The organism is Neobacillus driksii (assembly GCF_013409995.1).
Taxonomy (GTDB): domain Bacteria; phylum Bacillota; class Bacilli; order Bacillales; family Cytobacillaceae; genus Neobacillus; species Neobacillus driksii.
The window spans coordinates 305,475-332,459 of record NZ_JACCBX010000001.1 but is presented as its reverse complement, the minus strand read 5'-3'; the positions used below and the strand labels follow the sequence as shown (position 1 = coordinate 332,459).

The following is a 26,985-nucleotide window of genomic DNA, read 5'->3' as shown; positions in this document are numbered from 1 at the left end:
GGGATTTAGGATGAGGTTGTCTGGTGAGGAGTTGGAGGTTCTTTCGATTCTGGAAGAAAATCATAGGATTCCAGTGCAAGATATTGCGTTGATGGTGAATTCGAGTGTGGAGGACGTTTCGGCGATTATTAAGAAGTTGGAGGATGAGAAAATCATTGTTAGTTATCCGGCTTTGATTGATTGGAGCAAGGTGGCCGGCGAGGAAAATATCGTCGCGATGATTGATGTAAAAGTGACCCCGAAACGCGGGGTAGGTTTCGATGAGGTGGCGGAAAGAATTTACCGTTTTCCTGAGGTTACATCTCTTTATCTCATGTCCGGTGCGTATGATTTATCGATTACCATTGAAGGTAAAACAATGAGTGAGATCGCTAGGTTTGTGTCAGAAAAGCTGTCGACAATTGATAATGTTATTTCCACAACCACTCATTTCATGTTAAAAAAATACAAACATGATGGTGTCATTTTTGGCGAAAACAATGATCGCGATCGTCGGATGGTGGTTTCACCATGATGAAGGAACACCAACACTATTTATCTGGAATGGTAAAAGAATTAAAACCATCTGGAATCAGGAAGTTTTTTGACCTTGCGGCCTCGATTAAGGGAGTCATTTCCCTAGGCGTTGGGGAGCCAGATTTTATTACACCATGGAGCATACGAGAAGCAGCAATTCTATCTTTAGAAGAGGGCTATACTTCCTACACTGCTAATCCGGGCTTGTTAGAATTACGACAAGAAATTTCAGGTTATTTAAACAAGCGGTTTGGGGTCCAGTATAATCCTGTCGACCAAGTAATTGTAACGGCCGGTGCCAGCCAGGCCATTGACCTGACCTTCCGTGCCATTCTAAATCCTGGTGATGAAGTACTGATTATTGAACCTGCTTTCGTTTCTTATGCGCCATTAGTTACGTTGGCGGGCGGGAAGCCAATTCCGGTCTCAACACACCCGAGCAATGGCTTCAAGCTTACAGCTGAACAAATCGAAAATGCGATTACAACCAAAACAAAAGCAATTCTGCTTTGTTCACCAAATAACCCGACAGGTACCTATTTAAACAAAGAGGAACTTACAGAAATTTCACGAGTGGTAGAGAAACAAGACTTACTTGTTATTTCTGATGAAATCTATGCAGAATTGACCTATGATGATGAATATACAAGCTTTGCATCGATTGAGGGTATGTATGATCGAACCATCCTAATCAACGGCTTCTCCAAAGGATTTGCGATGACAGGCTGGCGACTAGGGTTCTTAGCAGCTCCTCAGCCATTTACCGAACAAATGGTAAAAATTTTACAATACACAACGATGTGCGCACCGCATATGCTGCAGCACGGCGCCATCGAGGCTCTACGAAATACCTATCACGAAGTGGAAAGCATGAGAAGAAGTTATCGTAGAAGACGTAATTATATTGTTCAATCGTTAAACAATATAGGGCTGGACTGTCATACTCCAGGCGGAGCCTTCTATGTCTTCCCTTCCATTAAAAAAACCGGTTTGAGCTCAGAACAATTTGCGGAAGAACTTCTGCTTGCAGAAAAAGTAGCCGTTGTTCCTGGCAGTGCTTTTGGCGAAAGTGGCGAAGGGTATATTCGCTGCTCCTATGCGACCTCTATGGAACAACTTCAAGAGGCAATGCAGCGAATCAAGAGGTTCATGGACTCCTTGGAATCGAAAGAGAACCGTGTCCAAGAGCTTTCTACAAACAATTAAAAGCTTTAAAAAAACGTCAAACCCCAAGGGGCTTGACGTTTTTTCTATTTGGAGAGTTTTGTTAGTAACACCACTGCCAAATTTATGGTAAGATTTATATATTTCAAACAGTTATCTATCAAGAAAAGAGGAAAGAAATGAACCAACAAGATAATTCCAGATCTATATTCATACCACTTACGATTTCAATTATAGCGATATCGTTCTCAGCCATTTTTGTAAAATGGTCGGACGCACCTGCTTCCGTTTTAAGCATGTATCGCATGCTGCTTGCAAGTCTATTAATGCTTCCGATCGTCTGGAAAAACCGCGAAGAATTTAAAAAAATCACAAGAAATGATTGGGTCTTTTTATTTTTATCCGGTCTGTTTTTAGCCCTGCATTTTGTCCTTTGGTTCGGTTCATTAAAATTAACCACCGTCGCTAGCTCAACCATTATTCTTGCCTTGCAGCCTATAATCTCATTAGTAGGTGGTTATTTTCTATTTAAAGAACGAACAACAACATCTGCGTTGATGACAATGGGAATTGCGATAATAGGTGCGATGATGATTGGCTGGGGTGACTTTGCCTTGAGTCAGGACGCCATCCTTGGCGATATCCTTTCCTTCTTAAGTGTAATTGCCGTAGTTGTTTACTTAATGATTGGTCAAAGTATCGTGAAAAAAGTTTCACATTGGATTTATAGTTTTAGTGTGTTTTTCATTGCCGCTATCGTTCTATCAATCTATAACCTTAGTACAAGTGTTGCATTTAATGGCTATCCGGCCAAGGAATGGGGAATATTCCTCTTACTTGCAACCGTTCCGACAATCAGTCACATCATCAATAACTGGCTGTTAAACTATGTTAATGCTACAACCATATCAATGAGTATTTTAGGTGAACCTGTTGGTGCGACGATATTGGCAGTGATTTTATTAAATGAACACCTTGCCAGCTGGCAAATTGCCGGTGGAATGCTCGTGCTTCTTGGTGTATTCTTCTTTTTAACGCAGCAGCAAAAAAGGATTCCTATTAAAGGAACCGTAAAGACCGGGACTTGAAATAAACCTCCATTAGGGGGTTTTTCTAATGTTACAGGCTGTTGTCCATCGACACCCTTGTCTTCTTCTCATAAAATAAGAAAAAACGAAATTATGGAGGAGATGAAATGTACAAGGTATTTGCCGGCCCTTTCAAATCTAGGGAAAATGCACAGGAACGAGTAGCCTTCCTGCGTTCAAAAGGAATCCAATCCTTTATTGTATCCACCGTCATTTCTGGTGAAACTTGGTTCCGCGTACAAGCAGGTGCCTTTTCTACCTGGGAAAACGCAGATAAACGAGTAAATGAAATCAAGGCAAAGACAGGAATAAATGCTTTCATCCTAACAGACAACGTTGGTTCAAGCACGACTTCTAGCACAGTTTCAAGTCCCCGTAGTATTGATCTCAATCCATCCTCAATTTTAGGTACTACCCAGCTATCTGCTGAACAAATGAATGCATATGTAAGGACGATAAACCCTCATGCACCCTTGTTAGGAGAATATTACAAAACATTCGGAGAGTATTATGGGATTAGAGGGGATGTTGCGTTTGCACAAGCCCTGCAGGAAACTGGCTATTTTCGGTTTACAGGGGATGTTAGGAGTAGTCAAAACAACTTTGCAGGAATTGGTGCCACGGGCGGCGGAGCAAGGGGAGCAGGTTTCAACACACCCGAGGAAGGTGTACTTGCACATCTCCAGCACTTATATGCTTATGCTACCACAGCAGCATTACCCGACAAATACCCGTTAGTTGACCCCCGCTTTCATCTTGTAAATAGAGGTTCGGCAACAACATGGACCGCTTTGAACGGAAAATGGGCTGTACCAGGTACCACCTACGGTCAGTCAATCTTGAGTATCTATCGAAGAATGGCTGAAGCTTAAAAAATATCGAAAAGGTTAACTAAAGCCAGGCAAAAGGCCAGGCTTTTGTTTTTCACTTCCCCGACATGATTAATGAGCCTTTTATACTAATTATCTATTAATTTTTTACAAATTCGTGATATGATAAGAGCAAATTCAGATAATTAGAGGAAACTGTATGAATAGAAAAGGGCAAATCACGCTAGTTTTAATATCGGTGCTATTTTCCAGCTTCCAAACCCTTGTGGAGCATGAACGTTTTTTCACAGTAGACTTTCTTATTTTTACAGGGATTGCTTGGCTGGTTGGATGGCAATATGACCGGGCACGTTTCTTCGGTAAAAAAGCGCGTGATAGTGAAGAAAGCTATAGACAATTAATAGATTCATTGCCAAAGTCAGTCATAATACACCAAGATAATAAGGTCATCTATGTAAATAAGGAAGCCCTAACGATGATTGGTGCAAAGCAGAAGGAAGAAGTAATTGGAACTTCTATTTATAATTATGTTTTTCCAGAATATAAGGAACGACTAATAGAACGCCTGAATCAAGTAAAAAAAGAAGTCCTTCCATTAAACAATATTGAATACAAATTTAAAAAGTTAGATGGTTCGGTATTTGACTTTGAAGGCTCTTCCATGTTCATTACATATGGCGGAAAAGAAGCTATATTGTCAATCGGAAATGATGTCACAAAAAGAAAAGAACAAACCGAACAACTCCTGCAAAAATCAGAAAAGTTGGCGCTTCTTGGTCAAATGGCTGCAGGTATAGCCCATGAAATCCGAAATCCACTTACCTCCATTAGAGGCTTCATTCAATTATTCAAAAGCGAGACACATCAGGAAGAGTACTATGATATTGTGTTATCAGAACTTGACCGAATCAATAACATCGTCGGAGAATTTCTTGTACTTGCAAAACCAACCGCTGCTGTTTTTGCCGAAAAAGATGTAAAGGAATTAATTAAAGATGTTGTGACCCTAATTAATACGCAATCCATCTTAAACAATGTCCAAATCTTTGTAGAATTTGAATGTGATTTACCCAAGATAAGCTGCGAGGAAAACCAATTAAAACAGGTCATTTTAAACCTGCTAAAAAACGCAATAGAAGCCATGCCTAACGGCGGAAATATAGATGTAAAGGTTAAGACAAAGGAAGAAGGAAAAATTTCTATCCAAATTATCGATCAGGGAATTGGGATTCCAAAGGATCGAATTCCGACCCTCGGTGAACCCTTTTATACGACAAAGGAAAAGGGAACTGGCCTCGGACTTATGACATGTTATAAAATCATTGAAAGCCATAGCGGTCAATTAATGATTGAGAGTGTAGTAAATGAAGGAACGACAATCGAAATTATTCTGCCAACCATCACCCAGCGAGTTTTTAGCCTTACTTAAGAAACCTTCAGTTATAAGGGTTTCTTTATTATGTAGTAAAATAAATGCCAAGGAGGCGAAGAGAAATTGGACAATAGAGAGATTGTTTATTTAAGCAAGGGATTGCCCAAAACGAATTTACATAAGGATGAAACGTATATATCTGGAATCTGGAAAGAACAATGTGAAGAACTTTTTGCAGGCTTCGATCAGATAAGTGGCGACCAGGTGGCAAATCCTGAGTATCATGGCGGAGCAGACCGTGTCGTCTGCGTATATCCCTTCGAACATTATGAGCATTGGCAAAGTGTTTTTGGTAAACCACTAACACCCTCTGCATTTGGGGAAAATTTAACTCTTATTGGCATGAAGGAAGACCAGGTATGTATTGGAGATGTTTTTCAGATTGGCGAGGCTGTCCTGCAGGTGTCCCAAGGTCGGTATCCTTGCTCAACCATTAATAAACGGAATAATAATAACCTTTTATTAAAAAGAATTGTAGAAACCGGATATACCGGATATTTTTTTCGAGTGCTGAAAGAAGGAAAAATAACAGCAGACGCTCAGATAAAAAAGCTGGTTTCACATCCGGAGCAAATCACAGTCTCCTCTATTCATCATCTCTATTTCCATAATCTATCACCATCGGTTGAATTGATTGAAAAAATAGTCGGGATTGAAGAATTGGCACATCAGTGGCGAACGTATCTCCTTGATTTAAAAGAGAAGATTGAAAAACTCCCGGGCTAAGCCTGGGAGTTTATTTGGTGAACAGTTTTAAAAACTGGTTATAGCCTTCTTCTTGAAGTTTATTTTTAGGTACAAATCGGAGTGCAGCCGAATTAATGCAATACCTGGCGCGATCAGGACCAGGACCATCATCAAACACATGCCCAAGATGGGAATCAGAGGTTTTGCTTCGAACCTCAATCCGCCTCATCCCATGAGAAGTATCAAACCTCTCCTCTAACTCATAACGCCTTAATGGCTTGGTAAAACTCGGCCAGCCGCAGCCGGCATCATATTGGTCAAGTGAACTAAAAAGCGGCTCACCTGAAATGATATCTACATAAATTCCTTCTTCTGTGTTATTCCAATATTCATTTTTGAATGGTGGCTCTGTGGCATTTTTTCTAGTGACATCAAATTGAATCGGTGTTAGTTCTTTTTTCAGATCCTCATCACTTTTCCACTTTTTCCAGTTTTCACGTATGAACTTAGCACGCCCTGAACCCTCTCGATAGTGGTTATAATGAAAAGGCATTTTCTTATAATAGTCCTGATGTTTCTCCTCTGCTCGGTAAAAGGGGCCAGCAGGCAGGATCTTTGTTACAATCGGCTTTTGAAAACGACCGCTTGCAGTGAGCTCTGCCTTTGCGTTCTCCGCCATCTCCCTTTGTTCTTCTGTGTGATAAAAAATCGCCGTCCGGTACGATAAACCGCGATCATTAAATTGCCCGCCCTCATCGGTTGGGTCGATTTGCTGCCAGAATATCTCAAGCAATTTCTTATAGGGAAAAATGTCCGGGTCAAAAGCAATTTGAACCGCTTCATAATGTCCCGTCGTATCCGAGCAAACTTCCTCATATGTCGGGTTTTCCTTATGTCCGCCTGTATAACCCGAAGTCACTTCTATAATCCCAGGCTGCTCGTCAAACGGCGATACCATGCACCAAAAACAACCGCCTGCAAACGTTGCGATTTCCGTCATTGGATCAACTCCTTTTATATTTTCTGACATCCGCCAGTATTTCTGCCATCCGCAACTAATTCCTGCCACCCGCAACTAAACTAATCCAGCCTATCCACCAAGTATTATTTCTTAACCATTTAAGAAAATTTTAATCTTTCGTTTAGAAAAAATTTAGTTTTATAAAGTACCCTTTTGGTAACGAATCACTACACTAGGAGGTTACATTTATGAAGCAACTATGGATTGTTTTTGCCCTCGCATTATTCGTATTAGCCGGGTGTTCATTCAATACCGCTACTGCAAAGAGACCTACAGACGGAGAAGGTTTATATAAATTCAGCTGCTTATCCTGCCATGGAGAAAACTTAGAAGGATTAGCAGGTCCGCCCGTGACCAATATGAAATCAAAGTATTCAGAGGAAGACTTGCAGAAATTGCTGAACGATGGTGCCGGCATGATGCCTGGCGGACTACTTTCAGAAGAAGAAACTAAAACCGTCACAAAATGGCTCTTAGAAAAATAAAAGGTTAGGGATTCCTAGCCTTTTTTTCAGGCTTATTTCATGCTTTCGGACTTACTTCACCAAATTTTTCGGTGTTTCACCCTGTAAACCCTGGAGTAAATTTTCAGCAGCGAGTGACGCCATTTTAAGTCTTGTGTTCACACTAGCACTGCCAATGTGCGGCAGGGCCACAACATTTGGAAGGATGAGAAGAGGGTGGTCTGTCCTCAGCGGCTCTTCTTCAAATACATCAATCCCTGCACCCCAAATAACCCCTTTTATCAAGGCTTGATAAAGAGCCTCTTCATTCACGATCCCGCCGCGGGCCGTATTAACCAAGACAGCAGTAGGTTTCATAAGTGATAACTCTTCAGCACCAATGTAATTCTTCGTCTCCGGCGTAAAAGGCATTAATACGCAAACAAAGTCCGATTCCCGCAGTAATTTTCCTTTGTCCACATACTCAATACCAAGCTGTTCCTCGACTTCACGCTTTCGGGAGCGGTTATGATAGTAAACTTTCATATCAAATCCGCTCGCTCTCCTAGCGAGCGCCTCTCCAATCCTGCCTAATCCGAAGATCCCCAAGGTAGCGCCATATATATCCTGCCCTGTTAATTGCATCGGCGACCATGTTTTCCAATTTCCCTCACGCAAGTAATCGGAGGCTTCTACCAATCTCCTAGACGCGGCCATTAACAACGCAAAGGTTAAATCCGCTGTTGTCTCCGTTAATACTCCAGGTGTATTGGTTACCATAATCCCTTTTTCATTTGCAGCAGCCACGTCGATATTGTTGTAGCCAACCGCCATATTACTAACAATTTTCAACCTTGTTCCCAATTCTAAAAGGGGTCTATCGATAGTCTCTGTTAATAAACAGTAAAGACCATCAACATCCTGAATCTCTTTCTCAAGGATTTCTCTGGGAACCGGCTCCTCTTCCTTATCCCACATTTTCACTTCACAAACCTCTGCTAACCTTGAAACAATCGGTTCCGGCAACTTCCGGGATATGTAGATTTTTGGTTTCAACTTGGTATTCACTCTCCAAAAATAAAAATGATGGTAAAAAATTCATATTTTAGGATAAATTTCCACACCCACTTACACATTTCGACAACCTCCCACACCGCTAAATGGTAAGATAGTCTTGCTTTTATTCAAGTGAAACGAAATGTATCTAATTTTTCATGGGTGTGTCATGGATGGATTGGTTGGTTAGAAAAAAACTATATATTTACTATACACTTTTTCATACTCTTGGTTATTATATCTTACTTCTTTTCTGGCAAAAGAATGAAGCAGTCAATACAACTGGGGAGAATCTATTTTTACTAGCTGCCCCCCTTACCCATCTATTATTTTATATTTCATTTACCGTAAACAGAAAACGAATGAAAAATATCTATGGCTCTTCCTCTCACTAGGATGTTTTTTCAACTTTATGACTTTAATGACAAGTCGTTATTTTTCACAAAAGGAATTTCTTTATCTTGAATGGAATGATTCCTTTTATATTCTTCAAATCGGATGCTTTCTTATAGCGTTTATTTGCAAAATTAGAATAGATGAACACCATAATCTTTTAAAATTTACTTTTGATACCTGTATTGTAATGGCTGCAGCGATTGCATTTAGCTGGCATTTCATCATTCGTGATCTCCAAACTCAACATATTTTTATAGGATATCCCATTGGAGATTTGATCCTTTTTTTCGGGGCAATGATTTTCTATTTAGTATCCGAAAAACTATCCCCTTTTCGAGTTTTAATACTTTCTAGCTTATTGATTCAAGTGGTCGCTGATTGTTCCTATCTTTTTTTTACGATGATGAATATCCCTTTTTCAGAAGGTTTATTTTATCCATTATGGTCCCTTTCACCTTTATTACTGGGTATTGCAGGAACATTGACAATAGCAAATGGCGATACATCTCCAGTAACGAAAAATAAGATCCATTCTTTAAAAGAATCTATCACTCTAAGATTATTACTGCCTTACATAAGTGTAATCCTTTTATTTATAATTATGATTTCCCAACATCATGATTCAATCAGTTTAATTATAGGGTCAGAGGCGGCTATTCTCTTGCTAATCGTACGGCACATTTTTGCTTCCTTAGTAAATCAAACATTGTTGGCAAAATATCACGAACTTACAGAGGAATTAGAGCTGAAAATTGGAGAGAGGACCGAAGAGCTAAGCTCAAAAAACCGGCAGCTCCTTTCTGCAGCACGGAAAATGAAATACATGGCCTACCATGATGTATAAGCGGGCTGCCAAATAGAAGGATGTTTTTGGAAAGGCTGAAGACAGCAATGGATGAAGCCAAAAGGAATCATTATAAACTCGCGGTTATCTTTATTGATTTGGACCGTTTTAAAAATATTAATGATACACTGGGGCATGAGTTTGGTGACCTGCTGTTAAAGCATGTTACAAAAGAAATGGCAAAGAGCGTCCGCAGGATGGATACGATTTCTCGACAAGGCGGGGATGAATTTACCTTCTTACTAAATCGAATCCGTTCGGAGGAGGATGTCATTCCATTAGTGGAACGAATCGATTGATTGTGGCAAAGCCAATCACCATTCAAGGTCAAGAATTACATGTCTCCATGAGTATTGGGATTGCTTTTTACCCAAGTGATGGAAAAAGTACTGAAGAGCTAATGAAAAATGCAGACATGGCCATGTATCGCGCCAAAGAAGAAGGCCGAGATACTTACAAATTTTATTCAATGGATATGAATAAAGCAATTTCAAGAAAAATGGCACTTGAAAATGGTTTGAGGAAGGCGCTAAAAAATGATGAATTTGTTCTAAATTATCAACCGCAGGTGAGTTTACACACCGGGGAAATTGTCGGAGTAGAGGCATTACTTCGGTGGAATACAACGGAAACCGGTATGTTATCTCCGAATCAATTTATACCTGTTGCTGAAGAATCGGGGCTGATCATTCCCATTGGGGAATGGGTCATAAAAACGGCCTGTATACAGGGGAAAACTTGGCATGATAATGGTCAAAGCGATTTAAAAATAGCAGTAAACCTCTCCCCCGTACAATTCCTTCACGATAATTTGGTTGGAACGGTCATTAACGCTTTAAAGACATCTGGCTTTAATCCAAATTATTTAGAGTTAGAAATCACCGAAGGCGTTGCTTTTACGAATGCAGAGGCAGCCATAAAAAAAATGCAGGCTATACGAGAGTTAGGCGTGCGAATATCCATTGATGACTTTGGTACAGGATACTCTTCTTTAATGTATCTTAAAAGCTTTCCAATAAACACCTTAAAAATACCTAAGCCGTTTAACCAGGACATCATGAGAAGCCAAAAAGACAAAGCATTAGTAGAAACGATTATCTACCTTGGCCACAGCCTCGGGTTATCCGTGATTGCGGAAGGAATTGAGAGTAACGAACAGCTGCGTTTTCTTAAATAACACCATTGTGATGTGGTTCAGGGTGACCTGTATAGTAAACCATTAACAGTAATGCAAGTAAGTGCTTTGATTGAAAATAATTTGGCTGAAAAAATCTCATGATTCGGATAAAAAGGTATAGACCCTTCTTTTAAACAAACACTATTCTTATCGTATGTAAAAGGAGACTGTATTGTGATGTCATATGAGATAACCAACATGATTATTGATGATGATTTTGATAGTGAGGAATATGTAACAGCAGAGTTTATACATGATCAAACCAATTACAGCATTACGTTTAAAAAGGCAGACCTAGAAATCATTAATGCTTGGGTATATAAAGATGGCACCTCCCTACCGGCTAATTTATCCGATACAATGATTGAATCGATTAGGGATGATATAAAAAAGAGAATTTAGCTCAGAGCTGGTTGGTTACTCCAATCAGCTTTTTTTATGGATTTGTAAATTTCACTGATATATATTAATGATGTATATCAACTAATGGAGGATACGAAGCTGAAGAAAAAACTAAAAAGGTTGCTCATTTTTCTACTTTTGTTGTCTTTATTTATTTTTCTAAACAATAGTTCTATTTTTGCCAAGGATCGTAAGGGTGACCCTCTGCTTCTCGCACACCGCGGATTGGGACAAACCTTTAGCATGGAAGGAATCCAAGGCGATACATGTACGGCGGAACGCATTTTCAAACCTGAACATTCATACATAGAAAACACAATCCCTTCCATGGAAGCTGCGTTTGAAAATGGAGCTGATGTAGTTGAATTGGACGTGAAACCTACAAAAGACGGGCAATTTGCTGTTTTTCATGACTGGACGCTGGAATGCAGAACAAATGCAGAAGGAACTACAAAGGAATTTACAATGGCTGAATTAAAGCAACTTGATATCGGCTATGGTTATACAGCGGATAACGGAAAAACCTATCCATTTCGTGGGAAAGGCGTGGGCCTTATGCCATCCCTCGATGAAGTGTTAGACCATTTTCCAGAGGGTGCATTTTTAATTCATATCAAAAGTGATAATCCTGAAGAAGGAATCCAACTTGCAAATGTGCTCACAAAACTGCCTGAAAAACGCTTAAGTCAAATAACTGTTTATGGCGGGGACCAGCCCCTAGCCACGATAAAAGAAGAAATCCCTAATCTTCGCGTCATGTCAAAAGCCACGTTGAAAAGCTGTCTTCTTCCTTATATGGCAGTCGGCTGGACAGGATATATTCCTTCAGCGTGTGAAAAAACACAATTGCATATACCAGAGAAGATTGCTCCGTGGTTATGGGGTTGGTCCGAAAAGTTCTTAAACCGGATGGACAGTGTCGATACGCGGGTGATTGTGGTTGCCGGTGATGGCGGCTGGTCGGAGGGCTTTGATACTCCTGCAGATTTAAAAAGACTTCCTGCTAATTATAGCGGCGGAATCTGGACGAATCGGATTGATAAAATTGCCCCGCAAATAAAATAAAGGTGGACGCAAAAGTCCACCTTTTTTCTTATATCATTTGCTTGATTAATTCCTTATTACGCTCTTTAAAAGCCTCATTATGGGAAGAAACCATCGCAACTTTTGCGGCGTCAGGCTGAATAAACTGCTTCGCTTTGTTTACTGCATTGGCTGCATCCTGAAATGCACCCGCGATGAGATTGATTTTCCCCTCGTACATGAGAATATCCCCTGCAGCATAAAGACCCTCAATAGAGGATTCGCTTGTTGCGTTTCCAGCGATATAATAATTATCTACTCTAGCAATATCTATCTCACTATTTTCCAATAGTGTTGCGTCCTGTTCATACCCATGACTAATCACCACTTCATCTACTGACAAATAGGATACCTCACCTGTTTCGTGGTTCGTTAATTCCACGGTAGAGATTTCATCGCGGTCATCATTAGCAATTAATTTGGTGATCGAAGATTGAAAGAAACAATCTACAGAGCTTTCAAGCAGCTTTGTTGCCTGTGCTTCTTGTCCATGCCCACCCAATTCCTCTTTTCGATAGGTTAAATAGACCTTTTTCGCAATTGATTCTAACTCATTTGCCCAGTCTACGGCAGAATTTCCACCACCGGAAATGATGACCGTTTTGTCTTTGAACTGTTTAAAGGATTTAACCGTGTAATGTAAATTAGACACTTCAAATCTCTCGGCACCTTCAATCTCCAGCTTTTGCGGATTTAAAATGCCGCTGCCTATGGCCACAATCACTGTTTTTGAAAAATGCTTTTGTCCAGAAGATCCTGTTAAAACAAAGATTCCTTCTTGGTTACGCGCAATCGACTCTACTTTTTCATTCAAAACAACGGTTGGACTAAAGGTTAACGCCTGTTCAACAAGTTGTTCCATTAACTTTGCTCCGGTAATTGGTGTTAAACCTCCAACATCCCAGATCATTTTTTCTGGATAGACGTGAATCTTTCCACCTAATTCTGGTTGGTATTCAATGACCTTTGTTTTCATTTCTCGTAGTCCACTATAAAAGGTGGAATAAAGCCCCGCAGGTCCACCGCCAATAACCGTTACATCAAACAATTCTTGTTGTTCCATATCCGTCCACTCCTAACCAACTGTAATTGATTATCATTATCAATAAGATTAATGGATTTCCCCTCGATTTACAATAGATATTTTTTGAAAATTCTGCGGCAATAAAATTTGTCGATTTTTTGACAAGTATAGAATATACAACAAACCTTTATTTAATAAGGAAATGAGACTCTTATCAATAAACACTATGAAAAGCTTAAAAACTGTTCACAAAATTGTAATTGACAATCATTATCACTCACCTTTATAGTAAGGTCATACGAAACTGATAATCATTATCAACTATTAAATAGTAACTAACACAAAAGGAGGATTACAATGGTTCGCCTCTCTACTGATAACCTAAGCATTGGCTATGGTGAACGTTTAATTGTCAAAAGTCTAAGCATCGAAATTCCAGATAGGAAGATTACAACCATTATCGGACCAAATGGCTGTGGAAAATCGACTTTATTGAAAGCAATTACACGGATCATCTCCCACCAATCTGGATCCATCCTGTTGGACGGAAAAGATATCTCAAAAGTAAACACGAAGATTCTTGCGAAGCAAATGGCCATTCTTCCTCAAACACCAGAAAGTGCAAGTGGACTAACCGTGGGGGAGCTTGTATCCTATGGCCGCTTCCCTTATCAAAAAGGCTTTGGCCGCCTTACAAAAAAAGATTATGAAGTGATTGACTGGGCCTTAGAAGTAACAGGAACCATTGATTATAAATTCCGGCCTGTCGACGCCCTATCCGGCGGGCAGCGTCAGCGCGTATGGATTGCGATGGCATTGGCACAAGAAACGGAAATTATTTTTCTAGATGAACCAACTACCTACCTGGATATGGCCCATCAATTAGAAGTTTTAGAGCTTCTGCAAAAATTAAATCACGAGCAACAGCGGACGATTGTCATGGTCCTTCATGATTTAAACCAAGCTGCCCGCTTTGCGGATCATATTATTGCCTTGAAAGACGGTGAAATCGTAAAAGCAGGGAATTGTGAAGAAGTCATCAGTCATAAAGTACTCAAAAAGGTATTTAATATTGACGCTGTTATCGGCCACGACCCACGAACAAAAAAACCAATGTGCGTAACGTACAATTTACTAAAAGGAGAAACCAAACATGAAAAAACTACTACTGCCCTTTATCCTGCTCGCAGCGTTAATTATTAGTGCCTGCGGTACAGATACTTCAACAGAAAAGGAAAACGCAGCACCTGCTGAAAAGAAATCAGAAACGATTACCTACCAATCAGAAAATGGACCGATTGAAGTACCGGCAGATCCACAGCGCGTTATTCTACTATCCGGCTTCACGGGTAATGTACTCTCTCTTGGCGTGAATGTTGTCGGCGTAGACACATGGTCTAAGAATAACCCGACATTCGAAAAAGAAATGAAAGATGTTGCAGAAGTATCCGATGAAGACCTCGAAAAGATTATCGAATTAGAACCAGACTTAATTATTGGATTATCCAATATTAAAAACGTAGATAAATTAAGTGAAATTGCCCCTACTGTTACCTATACTTGGGGAAAAGTTGATTATTTAACACAGCACATCGAAATTGGAAAACTATTAAATAAAGAAAAAGAAGCGAAAGAATGGGTGGACAACTTTAAGAAAGAAGCTGAAAGTGCCGGCGAGGAAATCCGTGCAAAGATTGGTGAAGACGCAACCGTATCGGTTATGGAAAGCTACGGAAAAGATCTTTATGTATTCGGAAGCAACTGGGCACGCGGAACAGAAATCCTTTATCAAGCTATGAAACTAAAAATGCCTGAAAAAGTGAAGGAAGTTGCAGAGTCATCAGGCTACTTTACTTTATCTGCAGAAGTAATTCCTGAGTATGCGGGAGATTATGTGATCTTGAGTAAATACTCTGACGCTGATACTTCGTTCCAAGAAACCGAAACATACAAAAACATTCCGGCTGTAAAAAACAATCGCGTTTTTGAAATGAATGGTCAAGGTGCTTCTTTCAGTGACCCAATCACACTTGAAAAGCAGCTAGCATTCATTAAGAAATCATTTTTAGGTAATTAATATTAAGAAGAGGAATCCTTTTACAGGATTCCTCTTCCCCCTATTCTATGAAAGAAAAGATGAGAGAGTTATGACGAATGAAAACCGACGTTCCATTCCTTTTGGCTATAAACTATTAATTGGATTGCTTGTATTTGCCGCGATGTTTGTCCTTTCGATGACCATGGGAGCAGCAGATATTTCTCTCCACAACGTATGGCAGGCACTATTTTCAGATGGTAAGGGTGAAAAAATATCCATCATTCGTGAAATCCGTCTGCCTCGTGAAATCGCTGCCATCATTGTTGGGGCTGCGCTTTCCGTCTCCGGAGCAATTATGCAGGGAATTACTAGGAATCCCCTGGCTGATCCAGGGCTGCTGGGTTTGACCGCCGGGGCAAATGCTGCACTTGCATTCATACTTGCTTTTATTCCTTCGGCAAATTATTTCAGTGTCACCACCGCCTGCTTTATTGGAGCAGCGGTAGGAACCACCATGGTATTCGGCATTGGTGCGATGAGAAAAGGCGGCTTTTCACCACTAAGAATCGTATTAGCAGGCGCAGCTGTTTCTGCTTTCCTTTATGCCATTGCTGAAGGTATTGGGATTTATTTCAAGATATCAAAAAATGTCTCGATGTGGACCGCTGGGGGTATGGTTGGCACTACATGGGGGCAGCTCCAGATTATTGTACCCTTTATCCTAGTTGGGTTACTGGTCTCTTTCTTTTTATCAAGACAGCTTACGATTCTTAGTTTAAATGAAGAAGTGGCCGTGGGATTAGGTCAAAATACAACACAAATAAAGGTCATTCTCTTTATCGCAATCATTTTATTAGCAGGGGCTTCTGTTGCCCTTATAGGAAACATGGCTTTCATCGGCTTAATGGTTCCTCATGTTGTTCGAGCAATGGTTGGAACCGATTATCGTTTTATTCTTCCCATGTCGGCTATCTCTGGAGCTACCTTTATGCTTTTTGCCGATACACTTGGCCGGACCATGAATGCTCCCTTTGAAACACCTGTGGCGGCGATTGTCGCAACCTTGGGACTACCTTTCTTTCTTGTGATTGTCCGTAAAGGAGGTAAGGCATTCTCATGATTCACCCATCGTTACTTAGAAAACAACGAATTATTTTCATTAGTTTACTTGCATTAATTTTGATTACCCTTGTAGTTGGGTTGGGCTTAGGTCCGGCCTCTCTTTCTTACGATAGGCTGATTCCTACCCTTTTTGGTCAAGGTAGTTTCAAAGAGGAATTTGTGTTATTTTCGGTTCGATTACCGCGAATCATCATTACCCTCTTAGCTGGAATGGCACTAGCTTTATCAGGGGCGATTTTACAAGGAATCACCCGTAATGATTTAGCTGACCCTGGCATTATTGGGATTAACTCTGGTGCGGGTGTTGCTGTTACTGTTTTCTTTTTGTTTTTTCCTATCGATTCTGGTACGTTTGTCTATATGCTTCCAGTTGTTGCTTTCGTCGGTGCATTGCTGACTGCCGTTCTGATCTATCTATTCGCATATAGCAAAACCGAAGGGATGCAGCCTGTGCGTTTGGTGTTAATCGGAGTCGGATTTTCGATGGCACTTTCCGGAGCCATGATTGTCCTAATTTCTTCTGCTGAACGCGCAAAGGTCGATTTTATTGCGAAATGGTTAGCAGGGAATATTTGGGGAACTGATTGGCCGTTTATTTGGGCACTCCTCCCTTGGCTGGTTGTTCTGCTTCCTTTTACATTATATAAAGCCAATAGATTGAATCTGCTAAGTCTTAGTGAACCAGTAGCAATCGGCGTTGGTGTATCGATTGAGAAAGAGCGGATTGTTTTACTTATTACCGCCGTTGCCCTTGCTGCCTCTGCGGTTTCCGTTACAGGAGGAATTACCTTTATCGGCTTAATGGCGCCACATATGGCAAAAGCGTTAGTAGGACCCCGAAATCAATTATTTATACCAATTGCCATTCTAATTGGCGGCTGGCTTCTTGTTTTTGCTGACACCGTTGGGCGTAATATCCTAGAATCTTCAGGAATCCCTGCCGGTATTATGGTTGCATTAATTGGAGCTCCATACTTTGTATACCTCTTATTGAAAAAATAAGGCGATATCCTTGAAAAAAGGATACGCCTTTTTATTTTAAATGTTCATTTAATACGTTTTCTTCTAACACATCCATACTGCCATACACTTTTGCTATATGTTTTTCTCCCCAAGCACATAGTGAATCTAAGATACCTTTTAAACTCCAGCCATACTCACTTAACTCATACTCAACTTTTGGCGGAACTTGATTATATACAATTCGGTTAATAACCCCATCTTCCTCTAGTTCACGCAATTGCTGCGTTAGCATCTTCTGCGTTATATCAGGCATCAAGCGTTTCAATTCACTGGTTCGTTTTTTGCCATGGGTTAAATGGCAGAGAATCACACACTTCCACTTACCTCCGATTACTTCAAGTGTGGCTTCTACAGATATATTATATTTCTTTTGTTGTTTCATACGTAATACCCTCCTCTTTACAGGCACTTATAAGTACCTATATTACTTAAAAGTATCTATATCACTTTAAAGTGCGTACTTCACTAATGTTTCACTATATCTCATAATAACATTTATCGATTGAGCTGTAGCAAGCAAATCGTTCAAATATTTTTAAGGAGGAGACATATATGTCTTTCAATCATAAACAAAGTTTGTTTTCACTGCTGGCCTTAGCCATTAGTGCCTTTGCAATTGGAACCACTGAATTTATCAGTGTCGGCCTTTTACCGCTAATTGCAAATGATTTAGAAATACCCGTTACAACTGCCGGATTAACGGTTTCATTATACGCACTTGGTGTTACCTTTGGTGCACCGATACTGACATCACTTACTTCTAGTATGTCACGTAAATCTCTATTACTTTGGATCATGGTCATTTTTATTATCGGAAATGGTCTTGCGGCAAGCGCTACGAGCATCAGCGTACTCCTAGCTGCGCGCGTAATATCTGCCCTCTCACATGGTATTTTCATGTCAATCGGCTCTACGATCGCAGCTGATTTGGTACCGGAAAATAAGAGAGCCAGTGCAATCTCGATTATGTTTACAGGACTAACGGTTGCCACGGTCACTGGCGTTCCGTTTGGTACCTTTATCGGTCAAGAATTTGGCTGGCGAATGGCGTTTATCCTGATTGTTGTTGTCGGAATCATCGCATTACTAGCGAATAGTATCCTAATTCCATCGTCTTTACGAAAAAGTACCGTTTCATCTTTTCGTGATCAAATCAAAATCGTCACAAATGGCCGTCTATTACTAGTATTTATCATTACTGCCTTAGGTTATGGTGGAACGTTCGTCGTCTTTACTTATCTATCTCCAATCTTGCAGGATATCACAGGCTTTAAAGAAGGAACGGTAGCCGCGATTCTACTTGGCTATGGAATTGCAATCGCGATCGGAAACATGATAGGTGGAAAGGTGTCCAATCAGAATCCGATTAAGGCTTTATTTTATATGTTTATTGTCCAGGCTGTTGTCCTATTTATTTTAATGTTTACAGCACCATTTAAAATCGCAGGATTAATCACGATTTTCTTTATGGGACTGCTTGCTTTTATGAACGTACCCGGTTTACAAGTGTACGTCGTGATGCTGGCAGAGCGGTACGTGCCAAGCGCCGTAGACGTAGCCTCTGCCCTTAATATTGCTGCCTTTAATGCAGGAATCGCAATTGGCTCCTACTTAGGCGGCATCATAACCGATTCAATTGGACTGATTCACACCACTTGGATAGGAGCGTTAATGGTCCTTGGCGCTGTAATCCTTACAGGCTTAAGTCGAAACCTTGAACAAAAGGACAAAGCCGTCGAAAACACGTGTTCATTATTAAATCAAAAAATGGAGGTTCAATAAAATGACAAACAACTTACAAGCAACAACTACTTTATCAAATGGGGTAAAAATGCCTTGGTTCGGTCTTGGGGTATTTAAAGTCGAAGAAGGTCCCGAATTAGTAAATGCTATTAAATTTGCGATTAAACAAGGTTACCGCAGTATAGATACAGCCTCTATTTATGGGAATGAAGAAGGTGTTGGACAGGCCATTCGCGAAGCGATGACAGAATATGGAATTAAAAGAGATGAATTATTTATTACTTCGAAAGTCTGGAATTCTGATTTAGGTTACGAATCAACTATTACGGCTTACGAAACTAGCTTAAAAAAACTAGGTCTCGATTATCTTGATCTGTACCTTATTCACTGGCCAGTAGAGGATAAATATGTAGAGGCTTGGAGGGCATTAGAGACAATCTATAAAGAAGGAAAAGTCAAAGCGATTGGAGTTAGTAACTTCCAAGTCCACCATCTTGAAAAAATACTAAAGGATACTGAAATCAAACCAATGGTCAATCAAGTGGAATACCATCCACGGTTAACTCAGGCAGAAGTCAAAGCCTTTTGTGATAACAATGGTATTCAATTTGAAGCCTGGTCACCTTTAATGCAGGGTGAATTATTTGATAATCCTCTATTAAAGGAACTAGCCGATAAATATAACAAAACCGTCGCTCAAATCATTTTACGCTGGGATTTACAAAACGGAGTTGTAACCATACCTAAATCAACAAAGGAACACAGAATAATAGAGAACTCCAACCTATTTGATTTTGAACTGACAAAAGAAGATATGGATAAAATAAGTAGTCTAAACGAAAACTATCGAGTCGGTCCAGACCCTGACAACATTGATTTTTAAAAGAAATCGAAGGCGCTCCATTACAGCAGGGAGCGCCTATTTTTATATTTTCTTCACATACTCAGACTTCAAACTCATGGCACCAAATCCATCGATTTTACAATCGATATTGTGGTCGCCATCCACTAAACGTATATTTTTCACCTTCGTACCTTGTTTTAGTGTTGAGGAGCTTCCTTTTACTTTAAGGTCCTTGATGACCGTTACACTGTCGCCATCACTTAATACATTTCCATTTGCGTCTTTTATGACTCTTTCTTCTTCTTCAGAGACAGTTTCTAAACTCCACTCATGACCGCACTCCGGGCAGATGAATAAACTTCCATCTTCATATGTATATTCAGAATTACATTTTGGACAATTTGGCAAAGTAGACATGTTCGCTTTCCTCCCTTCGTTCTATTCTTTGTATATTGTTGCATAGCTTTTTCAAACGGACAAGCTCCTCTTCTTACAATGAAATTAAATAAAAAAAGTTTGAGCTTCATAAATCTTTTCTATCGAATCCAATCTCTTGACATCAAGATAAATTTGTATTATATTTATCTCGAATTGAAAATATCTTATTTTATAATATTTTTATTCAAAACACTTGAATTCGAAAAACCTTTATAGATTAAAATTAACAGCAAGGGGTGGCCAGCATGGGTTTTTTAAACAAATTATTTGGTACAACAACAAAGGAGGAAGAAACAATGACAAATCCAAAATTAAAAATCGGTATTATTTTAGGAAGTACACGTCAAGGACGTGTTAGCCCGCAGGTAGGAGAATGGGTAAAAGGAATTGCTGATCAACGCGGAGATGCTGACTATGAAATCGTGGATATCGCAGATTACAACCTGCCATTCTTAGGAACTACTGATGGAACAGAACCAGGAATCGCTGCTTGGAATGAAAAACTTGGGAGCTTAGATGGATTCGTATTCGTTGTTCAAGAATACAACCACAGCATTACTGGCGCATTAAAAAATGCAATTGATTTTGCACGTGAAGCTTGGTACAACAAAGCTGCTGGTATCGTAAGCTACGGTTCAACAGGTGGAGCACGTGCTGCAGAACATTTACGTGGAATCCTTGGCGAAGTAAAAGTTGCTGACGTTCGTACACATCCAACATTGTCTTTATTCACAGACTTCGAAAACGGCTCTGTATTCAAACCACAAGATTTACACCAAACAAACATGACGGCAATGCTTGATGAAGTAATCGCTTGGAGCGGAGCTTTAAAAACATTACGATAATATCAAAAATAGCGCTATAGTCTATTCGACTATGGCGCTATTTTTGTCTCTTTTCTAGCCTGTGTTAAAGCGAAACTTTGATATTGGCACCTGTTGATTTGCGCGGAAGGCACGAAGACTCCTGCAGGAGTACGGAGCAAGTGAGACCCCACAGGCGCTTGCGCCGAGGAGAAGGAAAAGCGGAAGCGCCTTGTCCAGCCCCGACAAGCGCTGGAGGGCCTGGCGTTGAAGTCGCTCTTTGACTTCACCGTCAGGACCGAAGCGACTCGAGGGGCTAGGCGCTGTAGCTAGACAGGCTCACCGCAACGTCTGCGGAAAGCGAAGTGCCTCGGGACAGGCAAAGACCGCACGTCCCTGTGGTGATTATTCCAAGAAGCATTCCTTAGTGGAGCGCAAATCAACAGCCCAATTAACACAGTTAAGTAAAAAAATGCGTCACAGTCCATACCGACTGTGGCGCATTTTATACTTGTGTTTTTACCAATTTGTCCAAGCCTTCCCTTTCAAAAAGCATACCTTATTTTTAGAGGATTATAAATTTAGATATTATTTTTGAAAGGAGAATGACAATTGCCTAAAGTTATCCATTTAAACCTGCGGGTGGACCCGACCCAATATATTCCCCAGATTCGGGAAGTTCCAGGCTATGATTATATCCATTTGGTCAGGCAGCCTAAGTATATGGTAAACTTGCCGCTTCTCAATAAAAAGGTTCACTACCTAAGTGAAATCTTCTCACCAAAAGAATATGTAGAAAAAAATAAAATTTCGCTCATACACGCACACCATGCTCAATTAGGTTTATTACTTCTTCCATTTAAGGAAGAAACCTCCCTCCCACTCGTAACAAGTATAAGGGGCAGAGATGCAACCCTTGCTAATCAGCCGGTTGACTATTTAGAAGGCATGAAGATGCTTTTCGAACAAGGAGATCGCTTTTTCCCGGTTTGTCAGTATCTAGCACATCGCATTAATTTATGGGGATGTCCTGCCGATAAAATCAGAGTTCTCTACGGAGGGGTTGACCTTAGCCTTTTCCCTTATAAAGGACCAAATCTACAAGGATCACAGAACATCGTTTCAATCGGGAGATTAGTAGAAAAGAAAGGGCACCATGTCTTAATGCAGGCATTTAGTAAGATTAAATCCCAATTTCCAAATGCTACCCTTACCATTATTGGAGGCGGTGAGCTGGAAGGCTATATTAAATCCCTAGCCTCACAGCTGAATTTAGGTACCTCCTTCCGTCTATTAAATCGTGTGCCAAAAAGCCAAGTTCCAGAATTAATGGGACAAGCTGACATATTTTGTGCACCAAGTTTAACGGCGTCCAATGGCGATGTAGAAGGAATTCCGAATACGGTCAAAGAGGCTATGGCAACAGGAATTCCAGTGCTCTCCACCAACCATGCTGGTATTCCAGAAATCATCACAAATAACCAAGATGGAATATTAGTAAGGGAAAACGATGTCGATCATCTTGCAGAAGCATTAGAATTTATGTTAATGAACAGTCACCTATGGGAAGGCTATGTCATTTCTGCTCGTCAAAAAGTCGAACAAAACTTTGACCAAAATAAGCAGCTCTTTTTGCAGGCTAAATATTATGATGAATTGTTAGGGGGATCATGATGGAAGATTTCAGATTAATTAAAGTAACGAAAGGACCAAAAACTCTATTAATTGACAACCCCACTAACTATCCTTTAATCGGAATGGGTGCTCAAGGAGCCGTATTTAAAATATCGGAGGAGCGCTGTGTAAAAATTTATAGCAACACGCTTCAAGCCCAAATGGAAGTAGAGGCATTAAAAGCAGGACAACACTTACCATTCTTTCCACGACTTTATGGATACGGTGAAAACTATATCGTCATGGAATACTTTAATGCACCAACGTTGAAGGAATACATCCGGAATTGTACCTTTATCCCAGAATCGATTACTAGAAAACTTCTGTTTATATTAGGTGAAATGAGAAATGCTCAGTTCACAATGATTGACGCCCCGTTACGGGATATTTTCGTCCTTGAAAATGAAGAACTTAAGGTAATTGACCATGTAAATGCCTTCAAGCGCATACATCCGGTACCACTTAAATTATTGAGAGATTTAAACATGATGTTACTAAAAGAATCCTTCTTATCTCAAGTAAGAAAATTAGAACCGGACACATATAAAACGTGGCAGAGATATTTTGATGAAAACAAAATAGATTACCGAAACATTCCCGTCTTCTCAGGAGGAGATGGTGAAGGAGTAAAAGTGGATAGCGCTATCTCGCAAACATTAATTGGTGCAGGACATCAAGGTGCGGTCTATCGTATTGCTGAGGATAAATGCGTAAAAATCTATGGAAAACCAGGACATTGCGAAATGGAAAAAACCATTTTATTGGCTAATCAGGACCTTTCCTTTATTCCAAAAGTTTATGAAAGCGGAAATAACTACGTTGTCATGGAATATTTAGTGGGACCAGATTTAAACACCTTTCTAAAGAAACAAACCACCCTTCAACCCGTCGTGACAAAACTCTTATTAGACATTCTAACCTCCCAAAAACAGGCTGGATTTAAACAAATAGATGCCCCTTTACGACATGTATTTGTCACTAACAATGGTTTTAAAATGGTTGACCATGTCTACTCATACTCTCGTCTGCAAGAAAGACCTCTTGAACTTTTTCAAAACCTTCATGAAAGAGGTTTCCTGACTGATTTCCTAGAGCAAGTAAAGGTTCTAGATCCTGCCACACATGCGGAATGGACGAAAACTCCTATCCCACTTACCGAAGAGGAAGTACAAAGGGAAATTAAGGACATTCCTACTGTTTTGCCAGTAATAAAAAACCGTAGCAGTAAAAAAGGGAATGGCCATAAAAAGGGCAAGGATCATGGTAAGGACCACGACCATAAAAAAGGGCATGATCGTAACAGTCAAAAAAGGGAGCACGGCGGTAAGAGGGATAACAAGAATAAGAAAAAGGGAAATGATCGTAAAAAAGGATCGGATAAAAAATGAACATTTTAGTGACAGGAGCAGCAGGTTTTATTGGCTTCCATCTTTCTAAACGTTTGTTAGCTGAAGATTATCATGTAATCGGTGTGGACAACCTTAATGACTATTACGATGTTCGATTAAAAAATGAACGGCTAAAGCAATTAGAGACTAACGATAAGTTTACTTTTTATCATGTAGATTTAGCCGATGCAGAAGGTTTAAACAAAATTTTCGAGAATCATTCGATTCCCATAGTGATTAATTTAGCTGCGCAGGCTGGGGTCCGTTACAGCCTTACCAATCCTCACTCCTATGTTCATTCAAACCTCGTAGGATTTGTAAATATTTTAGAGGCATGCAGGCATTATCAAGTGGAGCACTTACTTTACGCGTCGTCTAGTTCAGTATATGGAGCAAATTCCAAAACCCCCTTCTCTACCCGAGACACTGTTGATCATCCGGTAAGTATCTATGCGGCTACGAAAAAAGCAAATGAATTAATGGCACATACTTACAGTCATTTATTTAATATCCCCACTACTGGTCTTCGTTTCTTTACTGTGTATGGACCTTGGGGCAGACCAGATATGGCTTATTATTCTTTTACAAAGGATATAATCGATGGAAATCCGATAAAGGTGTACAATAATGGCGACATGCGCAGGGATTTTACCTATATTGATGATATCGTTGAAGGAATCGTCAAATTGCTAGACCAACCACCTGAGCCAAATCCAAACAGAGATCTCGACCCAAGCACAAGTCATGCCCCCTACAAAATCTATAATATCGGCAACAATAGCCCCGTTAGATTAATGGATTTCATTCAGACTTTAGAAAATCTAATCGGTAAAAAAGCCAAAATCGAATTCCTCCCGATGCAGCCTGGAGACGTGAAAGAGACCTATGCAGATATTACGGACCTGCAGAAGGCGGCCGGCTTCTCCCCTGCTACCCCATTAGAAATCGGGTTAGGTCATTTCGTAGAATGGTATAAAAAATATCATTAATAACCAGCCCGAATCCCCTCTAATAAATGGAGGGGATTACTTTTATTATGGCTGTGTTAAAGGAGACTGTTGATTTTAGAACCTGTTGATTGGAGCGGAAGGCGCTCGACTCCTGCGGGATGAACGAGCTGAGTGAGACCCCGGAGGTCGGCACGACCGAGGAGGCTCACGGGCGAGCCCGCGGAAAGCGTAGCGCCTGGAGCGCAAATCAACAGCCAAATTTAACACAGCCTTCAGAAAAAAAATCGTACTATATGCCTAGTAATAGAACAAGAACTACAGTCATCTATTCAGTATACTAGGCTTAGGGAAATTTTCATTTTACTAGAAAGCAGGTTGGTTGTATGTCCATTGGAAAAGTGATTTATTATCATCGAAGAAAGCAAAATAAGACGCAAGAACAGCTTTGCCAGGGCATTTGCTCGGTTACCCACTTAAGTAAAATTGAAAACAATGTAAAAGAGGCCAATCAAAAAACACTACAGATGCTGTGTGACAGATTGCAAATTTCTATTGAGGAAGAAAACAAAAAGAGCGAATTAGTTAGATATAAGCTGGATTTATTCTACGAGACAATAGAGCGGCTGCACCAAGAAAAAGCTGCAATATTATATAAAGAATTGCAAGAATACAAGGAATATGTGTACTGTACGGACATGATTTATCTCTATGAATTATATATGCTGCGGTACTATCTGCTATTGCACGATTTTTTTACGTTTGAGGATTCCTCCCGAGGCATTCATAAATATATCTCAAAATTTTCTCCTTATGAAACTTATGTCTGGGACCTCCTTCAAGCCATCTATTATGGAAAAAAGGAACAATTTTCCCAGGCCCTCCTCTTCTTATCTCGTGCGGAAAACAAAGCAGAGGAATATCGGGCAAAAATATCAGAGTATTATTATTTTCGATCAGCCCTGCACGGGCATTTATCCCACTACTCTTTATCGATTCATTATGCGTATAAAGCATTGCATGTTTTTCATCAGACAAACAATTTATTAAGAATGGTTCATGTCAAAATGATTCTAGCTATTAATTTCATTCATATTGGTGAATTTGATAAAGGGAAAGAGATACTTGTACATATTTTAAATGACGCAGAGATGCTTCAGGATACGGAAACGAAGGCCCTTTCGTTTCATAACCTCGGGTTTTTATATTACAAACAAGGGAATATAGAAGAATCGCTGGATTATTATTCACAGGCTCTTCAGCACAAAGAAAAGAATTCAGCTTCCTATTATATAACGATTTCCTATCTAGCAGAGGCGCTTATTTCTTTTTCGCAAAATGAAAAGGCTGCAGAGCTGTTATCTGAGATATTAGATTCCTTTCAAGATCAAAAATCGCCGCGATGCATTGAATTGAAAATCCTTTATTTAGAAGCAGCAAGTACAAAGAAAATGCTGGTTCAATATATCATTAAACATGGACTGCCCATTATTGAACATCATATGAATATCGATAGAGGAATGAAATATCTTCAGATGGTTGCAGCCTATTATGAAGAAAAACAGGACTTTGCTTCTGCCAATCACTATCTTCATATATGCAATCAACACCTGAAGAACCTGCTTACTAACATTAGGTCACCCGTTGACCTTAGGAAAACAGGGGTCCGAGAAAAACAATAAAGATAGTCTTCTAGATTAGAAGGGACAATTGCATACCAATTGTCCTTTTTTGTCGAATGTATAAAATTGTCCCAAGTTAATAGAAAGGAAAAACCATCTATTTTTAATAGTAAACCCTCC

The 26,985-nt window shown here is 40.0% G+C and carries 28 protein-coding genes and 1 pseudogene; 24 read left to right on the top strand and 5 right to left on the bottom strand.

Annotated features, from left to right (window positions below; genetic code table 11):
- The first annotated feature begins 10 nt into the window (after positions 1-10).
- From F4694_RS01455 to F4694_RS01430, 6 genes are all read left to right on the top strand, one after another.
- Positions 11-514, top strand: coding sequence for an Lrp/AsnC family transcriptional regulator (locus F4694_RS01455; protein ID WP_179595122.1), 504 nt, complete (start codon positions 11-13; stop codon positions 512-514).
- Positions 514-1,722: an aminotransferase gene (locus F4694_RS01450; protein WP_179595456.1), complete on the top strand. Its 1,209-nt coding sequence runs from the start codon at positions 514-516 to the stop codon at positions 1,720-1,722. The genes F4694_RS01455 and F4694_RS01450 overlap by 1 nt, the downstream gene beginning before the upstream one ends.
- Positions 1,723-1,859: 137 nt before the next feature.
- Positions 1,860-2,768 (top strand): DMT family transporter, encoded by a 909-nt coding sequence (locus tag F4694_RS01445; protein ID WP_179595121.1) that lies wholly within the window; start codon positions 1,860-1,862, stop codon positions 2,766-2,768.
- 107 nt (positions 2,769-2,875) lie between these two features.
- Positions 2,876-3,640, top strand: coding sequence for an SPOR domain-containing protein (locus tag F4694_RS32880; RefSeq protein ID WP_179595120.1), 765 nt, complete (start codon positions 2,876-2,878; stop codon positions 3,638-3,640).
- Positions 3,641-3,797: 157 nt separating this feature from the next.
- Positions 3,798-5,027, top strand: coding sequence for an ATP-binding protein (locus F4694_RS01435; RefSeq protein WP_179595119.1), 1,230 nt, complete (start codon positions 3,798-3,800; stop codon positions 5,025-5,027).
- Positions 5,028-5,093: 66 nt separating this feature from the next.
- Positions 5,094-5,756: an MOSC domain-containing protein gene (locus F4694_RS01430; protein ID WP_179595118.1), complete on the top strand. Its 663-nt coding sequence runs from the start codon at positions 5,094-5,096 to the stop codon at positions 5,754-5,756.
- Positions 5,757-5,766: 10 nt separating this feature from the next.
- On the opposite strand, the gene msrA is transcribed toward F4694_RS01430, so the two are convergent.
- The gene (gene msrA, locus F4694_RS01425) at positions 5,767-6,747 is read right to left on the bottom strand and encodes a peptide-methionine (S)-S-oxide reductase MsrA (protein ID WP_257029073.1); all 981 of its coding nucleotides are present in this window, start codon (positions 6,745-6,747) and stop codon (positions 5,767-5,769) included.
- A gap of 179 nt (positions 6,748-6,926) precedes the next feature.
- On the opposite strand from msrA, the gene F4694_RS01420 reads away from it, so the two are divergent.
- Positions 6,927-7,223 (top strand): c-type cytochrome, encoded by a 297-nt coding sequence (locus F4694_RS01420; RefSeq protein ID WP_179595455.1) that lies wholly within the window; start codon positions 6,927-6,929, stop codon positions 7,221-7,223.
- A 51-nt stretch (positions 7,224-7,274) separates the two neighbouring features.
- On the opposite strand, the gene F4694_RS01415 is transcribed toward F4694_RS01420, so the two are convergent.
- Positions 7,275-8,237 (bottom strand): 2-hydroxyacid dehydrogenase, encoded by a 963-nt coding sequence (locus tag F4694_RS01415; protein ID WP_179595116.1) that lies wholly within the window; start codon positions 8,235-8,237, stop codon positions 7,275-7,277.
- A gap of 173 nt (positions 8,238-8,410) precedes the next feature.
- Between F4694_RS01415 and F4694_RS01410 the strand changes: the two genes are divergently transcribed.
- The 6 genes and pseudogenes from F4694_RS01410 to F4694_RS01385 all read left to right on the top strand — a co-directional run bounded on the left by F4694_RS01410 (position 8,411) and on the right by F4694_RS01385 (position 12,121).
- Positions 8,411-8,632, top strand: a complete 222-nt coding sequence (locus F4694_RS01410) for a hypothetical protein (protein WP_179595115.1) — start codon at positions 8,411-8,413, stop codon at positions 8,630-8,632.
- A complete protein-coding gene (locus tag F4694_RS01405) occupies positions 8,533-9,477 on the top strand; it encodes a DUF4084 domain-containing protein (RefSeq protein ID WP_179595454.1) in 945 nt (314 codons plus the stop codon). The genes F4694_RS01410 and F4694_RS01405 overlap by 100 nt, the downstream gene beginning before the upstream one ends.
- Before the next feature lie 20 nt (positions 9,478-9,497).
- A pseudogene (locus tag F4694_RS31945) lies at positions 9,498-9,953 on the top strand (diguanylate cyclase domain-containing protein); the annotation flags it as partial.
- 23 nt (positions 9,954-9,976) lie between these two features.
- Positions 9,977-10,654 carry a putative bifunctional diguanylate cyclase/phosphodiesterase gene (locus F4694_RS01395; RefSeq protein WP_257029102.1) on the top strand — a complete coding sequence of 226 codons (678 nt, stop codon included), beginning with the start codon at positions 9,977-9,979 and terminating at the stop codon, positions 10,652-10,654.
- A 177-nt stretch (positions 10,655-10,831) separates the two neighbouring features.
- Entirely contained in the window at positions 10,832-11,056 is a 225-nt protein-coding gene (locus F4694_RS01390) for a hypothetical protein (RefSeq protein ID WP_218895479.1), read from the top strand.
- A gap of 84 nt (positions 11,057-11,140) precedes the next feature.
- The gene (locus tag F4694_RS01385) at positions 11,141-12,121 is read left to right on the top strand and encodes a glycerophosphodiester phosphodiesterase family protein (protein WP_179595111.1); all 981 of its coding nucleotides are present in this window, start codon (positions 11,141-11,143) and stop codon (positions 12,119-12,121) included.
- A gap of 28 nt (positions 12,122-12,149) precedes the next feature.
- Here F4694_RS01385 and F4694_RS01380 read toward each other — a convergent pair whose 3' ends face one another.
- Positions 12,150-13,202 carry an NAD(P)/FAD-dependent oxidoreductase gene (locus F4694_RS01380; protein WP_179595110.1) on the bottom strand — a complete coding sequence of 351 codons (1,053 nt, stop codon included), beginning with the start codon at positions 13,200-13,202 and terminating at the stop codon, positions 12,150-12,152.
- 318 nt (positions 13,203-13,520) lie between these two features.
- On the opposite strand from F4694_RS01380, the gene F4694_RS01375 reads away from it, so the two are divergent.
- The 4 genes from F4694_RS01375 (at position 13,521) to F4694_RS01360 (ending at position 17,325) form a co-directional block, all read left to right on the top strand.
- Positions 13,521-14,366, top strand: a complete 846-nt coding sequence (locus F4694_RS01375) for an ABC transporter ATP-binding protein (protein WP_179595109.1) — start codon at positions 13,521-13,523, stop codon at positions 14,364-14,366.
- Positions 14,317-15,240 carry an iron-hydroxamate ABC transporter substrate-binding protein gene (locus tag F4694_RS01370; RefSeq protein WP_179595108.1) on the top strand — a complete coding sequence of 308 codons (924 nt, stop codon included), beginning with the start codon at positions 14,317-14,319 and terminating at the stop codon, positions 15,238-15,240. The genes F4694_RS01375 and F4694_RS01370 overlap by 50 nt, the downstream gene beginning before the upstream one ends.
- A gap of 70 nt (positions 15,241-15,310) precedes the next feature.
- Positions 15,311-16,321: a FecCD family ABC transporter permease gene (locus F4694_RS01365; RefSeq protein ID WP_179595107.1), complete on the top strand. Its 1,011-nt coding sequence runs from the start codon at positions 15,311-15,313 to the stop codon at positions 16,319-16,321.
- Positions 16,318-17,325 carry a FecCD family ABC transporter permease gene (locus tag F4694_RS01360; RefSeq protein ID WP_179595106.1) on the top strand — a complete coding sequence of 336 codons (1,008 nt, stop codon included), beginning with the start codon at positions 16,318-16,320 and terminating at the stop codon, positions 17,323-17,325. The genes F4694_RS01365 and F4694_RS01360 overlap by 4 nt, the downstream gene beginning before the upstream one ends.
- 31 nt (positions 17,326-17,356) lie before the next feature.
- Here F4694_RS01360 and F4694_RS01355 read toward each other — a convergent pair whose 3' ends face one another.
- Positions 17,357-17,728 carry a winged helix-turn-helix transcriptional regulator gene (locus F4694_RS01355; protein WP_179595105.1) on the bottom strand — a complete coding sequence of 124 codons (372 nt, stop codon included), beginning with the start codon at positions 17,726-17,728 and terminating at the stop codon, positions 17,357-17,359.
- A gap of 170 nt (positions 17,729-17,898) precedes the next feature.
- On the opposite strand from F4694_RS01355, the gene F4694_RS01350 reads away from it, so the two are divergent.
- Positions 17,899-19,128 (top strand): MFS transporter, encoded by a 1,230-nt coding sequence (locus F4694_RS01350; RefSeq protein ID WP_179595104.1) that lies wholly within the window; start codon positions 17,899-17,901, stop codon positions 19,126-19,128.
- A 1-nt stretch (position 19,129) separates the two neighbouring features.
- Positions 19,130-19,972 (top strand): aldo/keto reductase, encoded by an 843-nt coding sequence (locus F4694_RS01345; protein WP_179595103.1) that lies wholly within the window; start codon positions 19,130-19,132, stop codon positions 19,970-19,972.
- 42 nt (positions 19,973-20,014) lie between these two features.
- Here the strand turns inward: F4694_RS01345 and F4694_RS01340 are convergent, their stop codons facing one another.
- Positions 20,015-20,350 (bottom strand): zinc ribbon domain-containing protein YjdM, encoded by a 336-nt coding sequence (locus F4694_RS01340; protein WP_179595102.1) that lies wholly within the window; start codon positions 20,348-20,350, stop codon positions 20,015-20,017.
- Between the two features lie 266 nt (positions 20,351-20,616).
- On the opposite strand from F4694_RS01340, the gene F4694_RS01335 reads away from it, so the two are divergent.
- From F4694_RS01335 to F4694_RS01315, 5 genes are all read left to right on the top strand, one after another.
- On the top strand, positions 20,617-21,216 hold the full coding sequence (locus F4694_RS01335; protein ID WP_179595101.1) for an NADPH-dependent FMN reductase: 600 nt from the start codon (positions 20,617-20,619) through the stop codon (positions 21,214-21,216).
- A gap of 570 nt (positions 21,217-21,786) precedes the next feature.
- Positions 21,787-22,848 carry a glycosyltransferase gene (locus F4694_RS01330; RefSeq protein ID WP_179595100.1) on the top strand — a complete coding sequence of 354 codons (1,062 nt, stop codon included), beginning with the start codon at positions 21,787-21,789 and terminating at the stop codon, positions 22,846-22,848.
- On the top strand, positions 22,848-24,236 hold the full coding sequence (locus F4694_RS01325) for a protein kinase family protein (RefSeq protein WP_257029072.1): 1,389 nt from the start codon (positions 22,848-22,850) through the stop codon (positions 24,234-24,236). The genes F4694_RS01330 and F4694_RS01325 overlap by 1 nt, the downstream gene beginning before the upstream one ends.
- A complete protein-coding gene (locus F4694_RS01320) occupies positions 24,233-25,225 on the top strand; it encodes an NAD-dependent epimerase (protein WP_179595099.1) in 993 nt (330 codons plus the stop codon). Before F4694_RS01325 ends, F4694_RS01320 begins: the two co-directional genes overlap by 4 nt.
- A gap of 344 nt (positions 25,226-25,569) precedes the next feature.
- On the top strand, positions 25,570-26,865 hold the full coding sequence (locus F4694_RS01315) for a helix-turn-helix domain-containing protein (protein WP_179595098.1): 1,296 nt from the start codon (positions 25,570-25,572) through the stop codon (positions 26,863-26,865).
- The last annotated feature ends 120 nt before the right edge of the window (positions 26,866-26,985 follow it).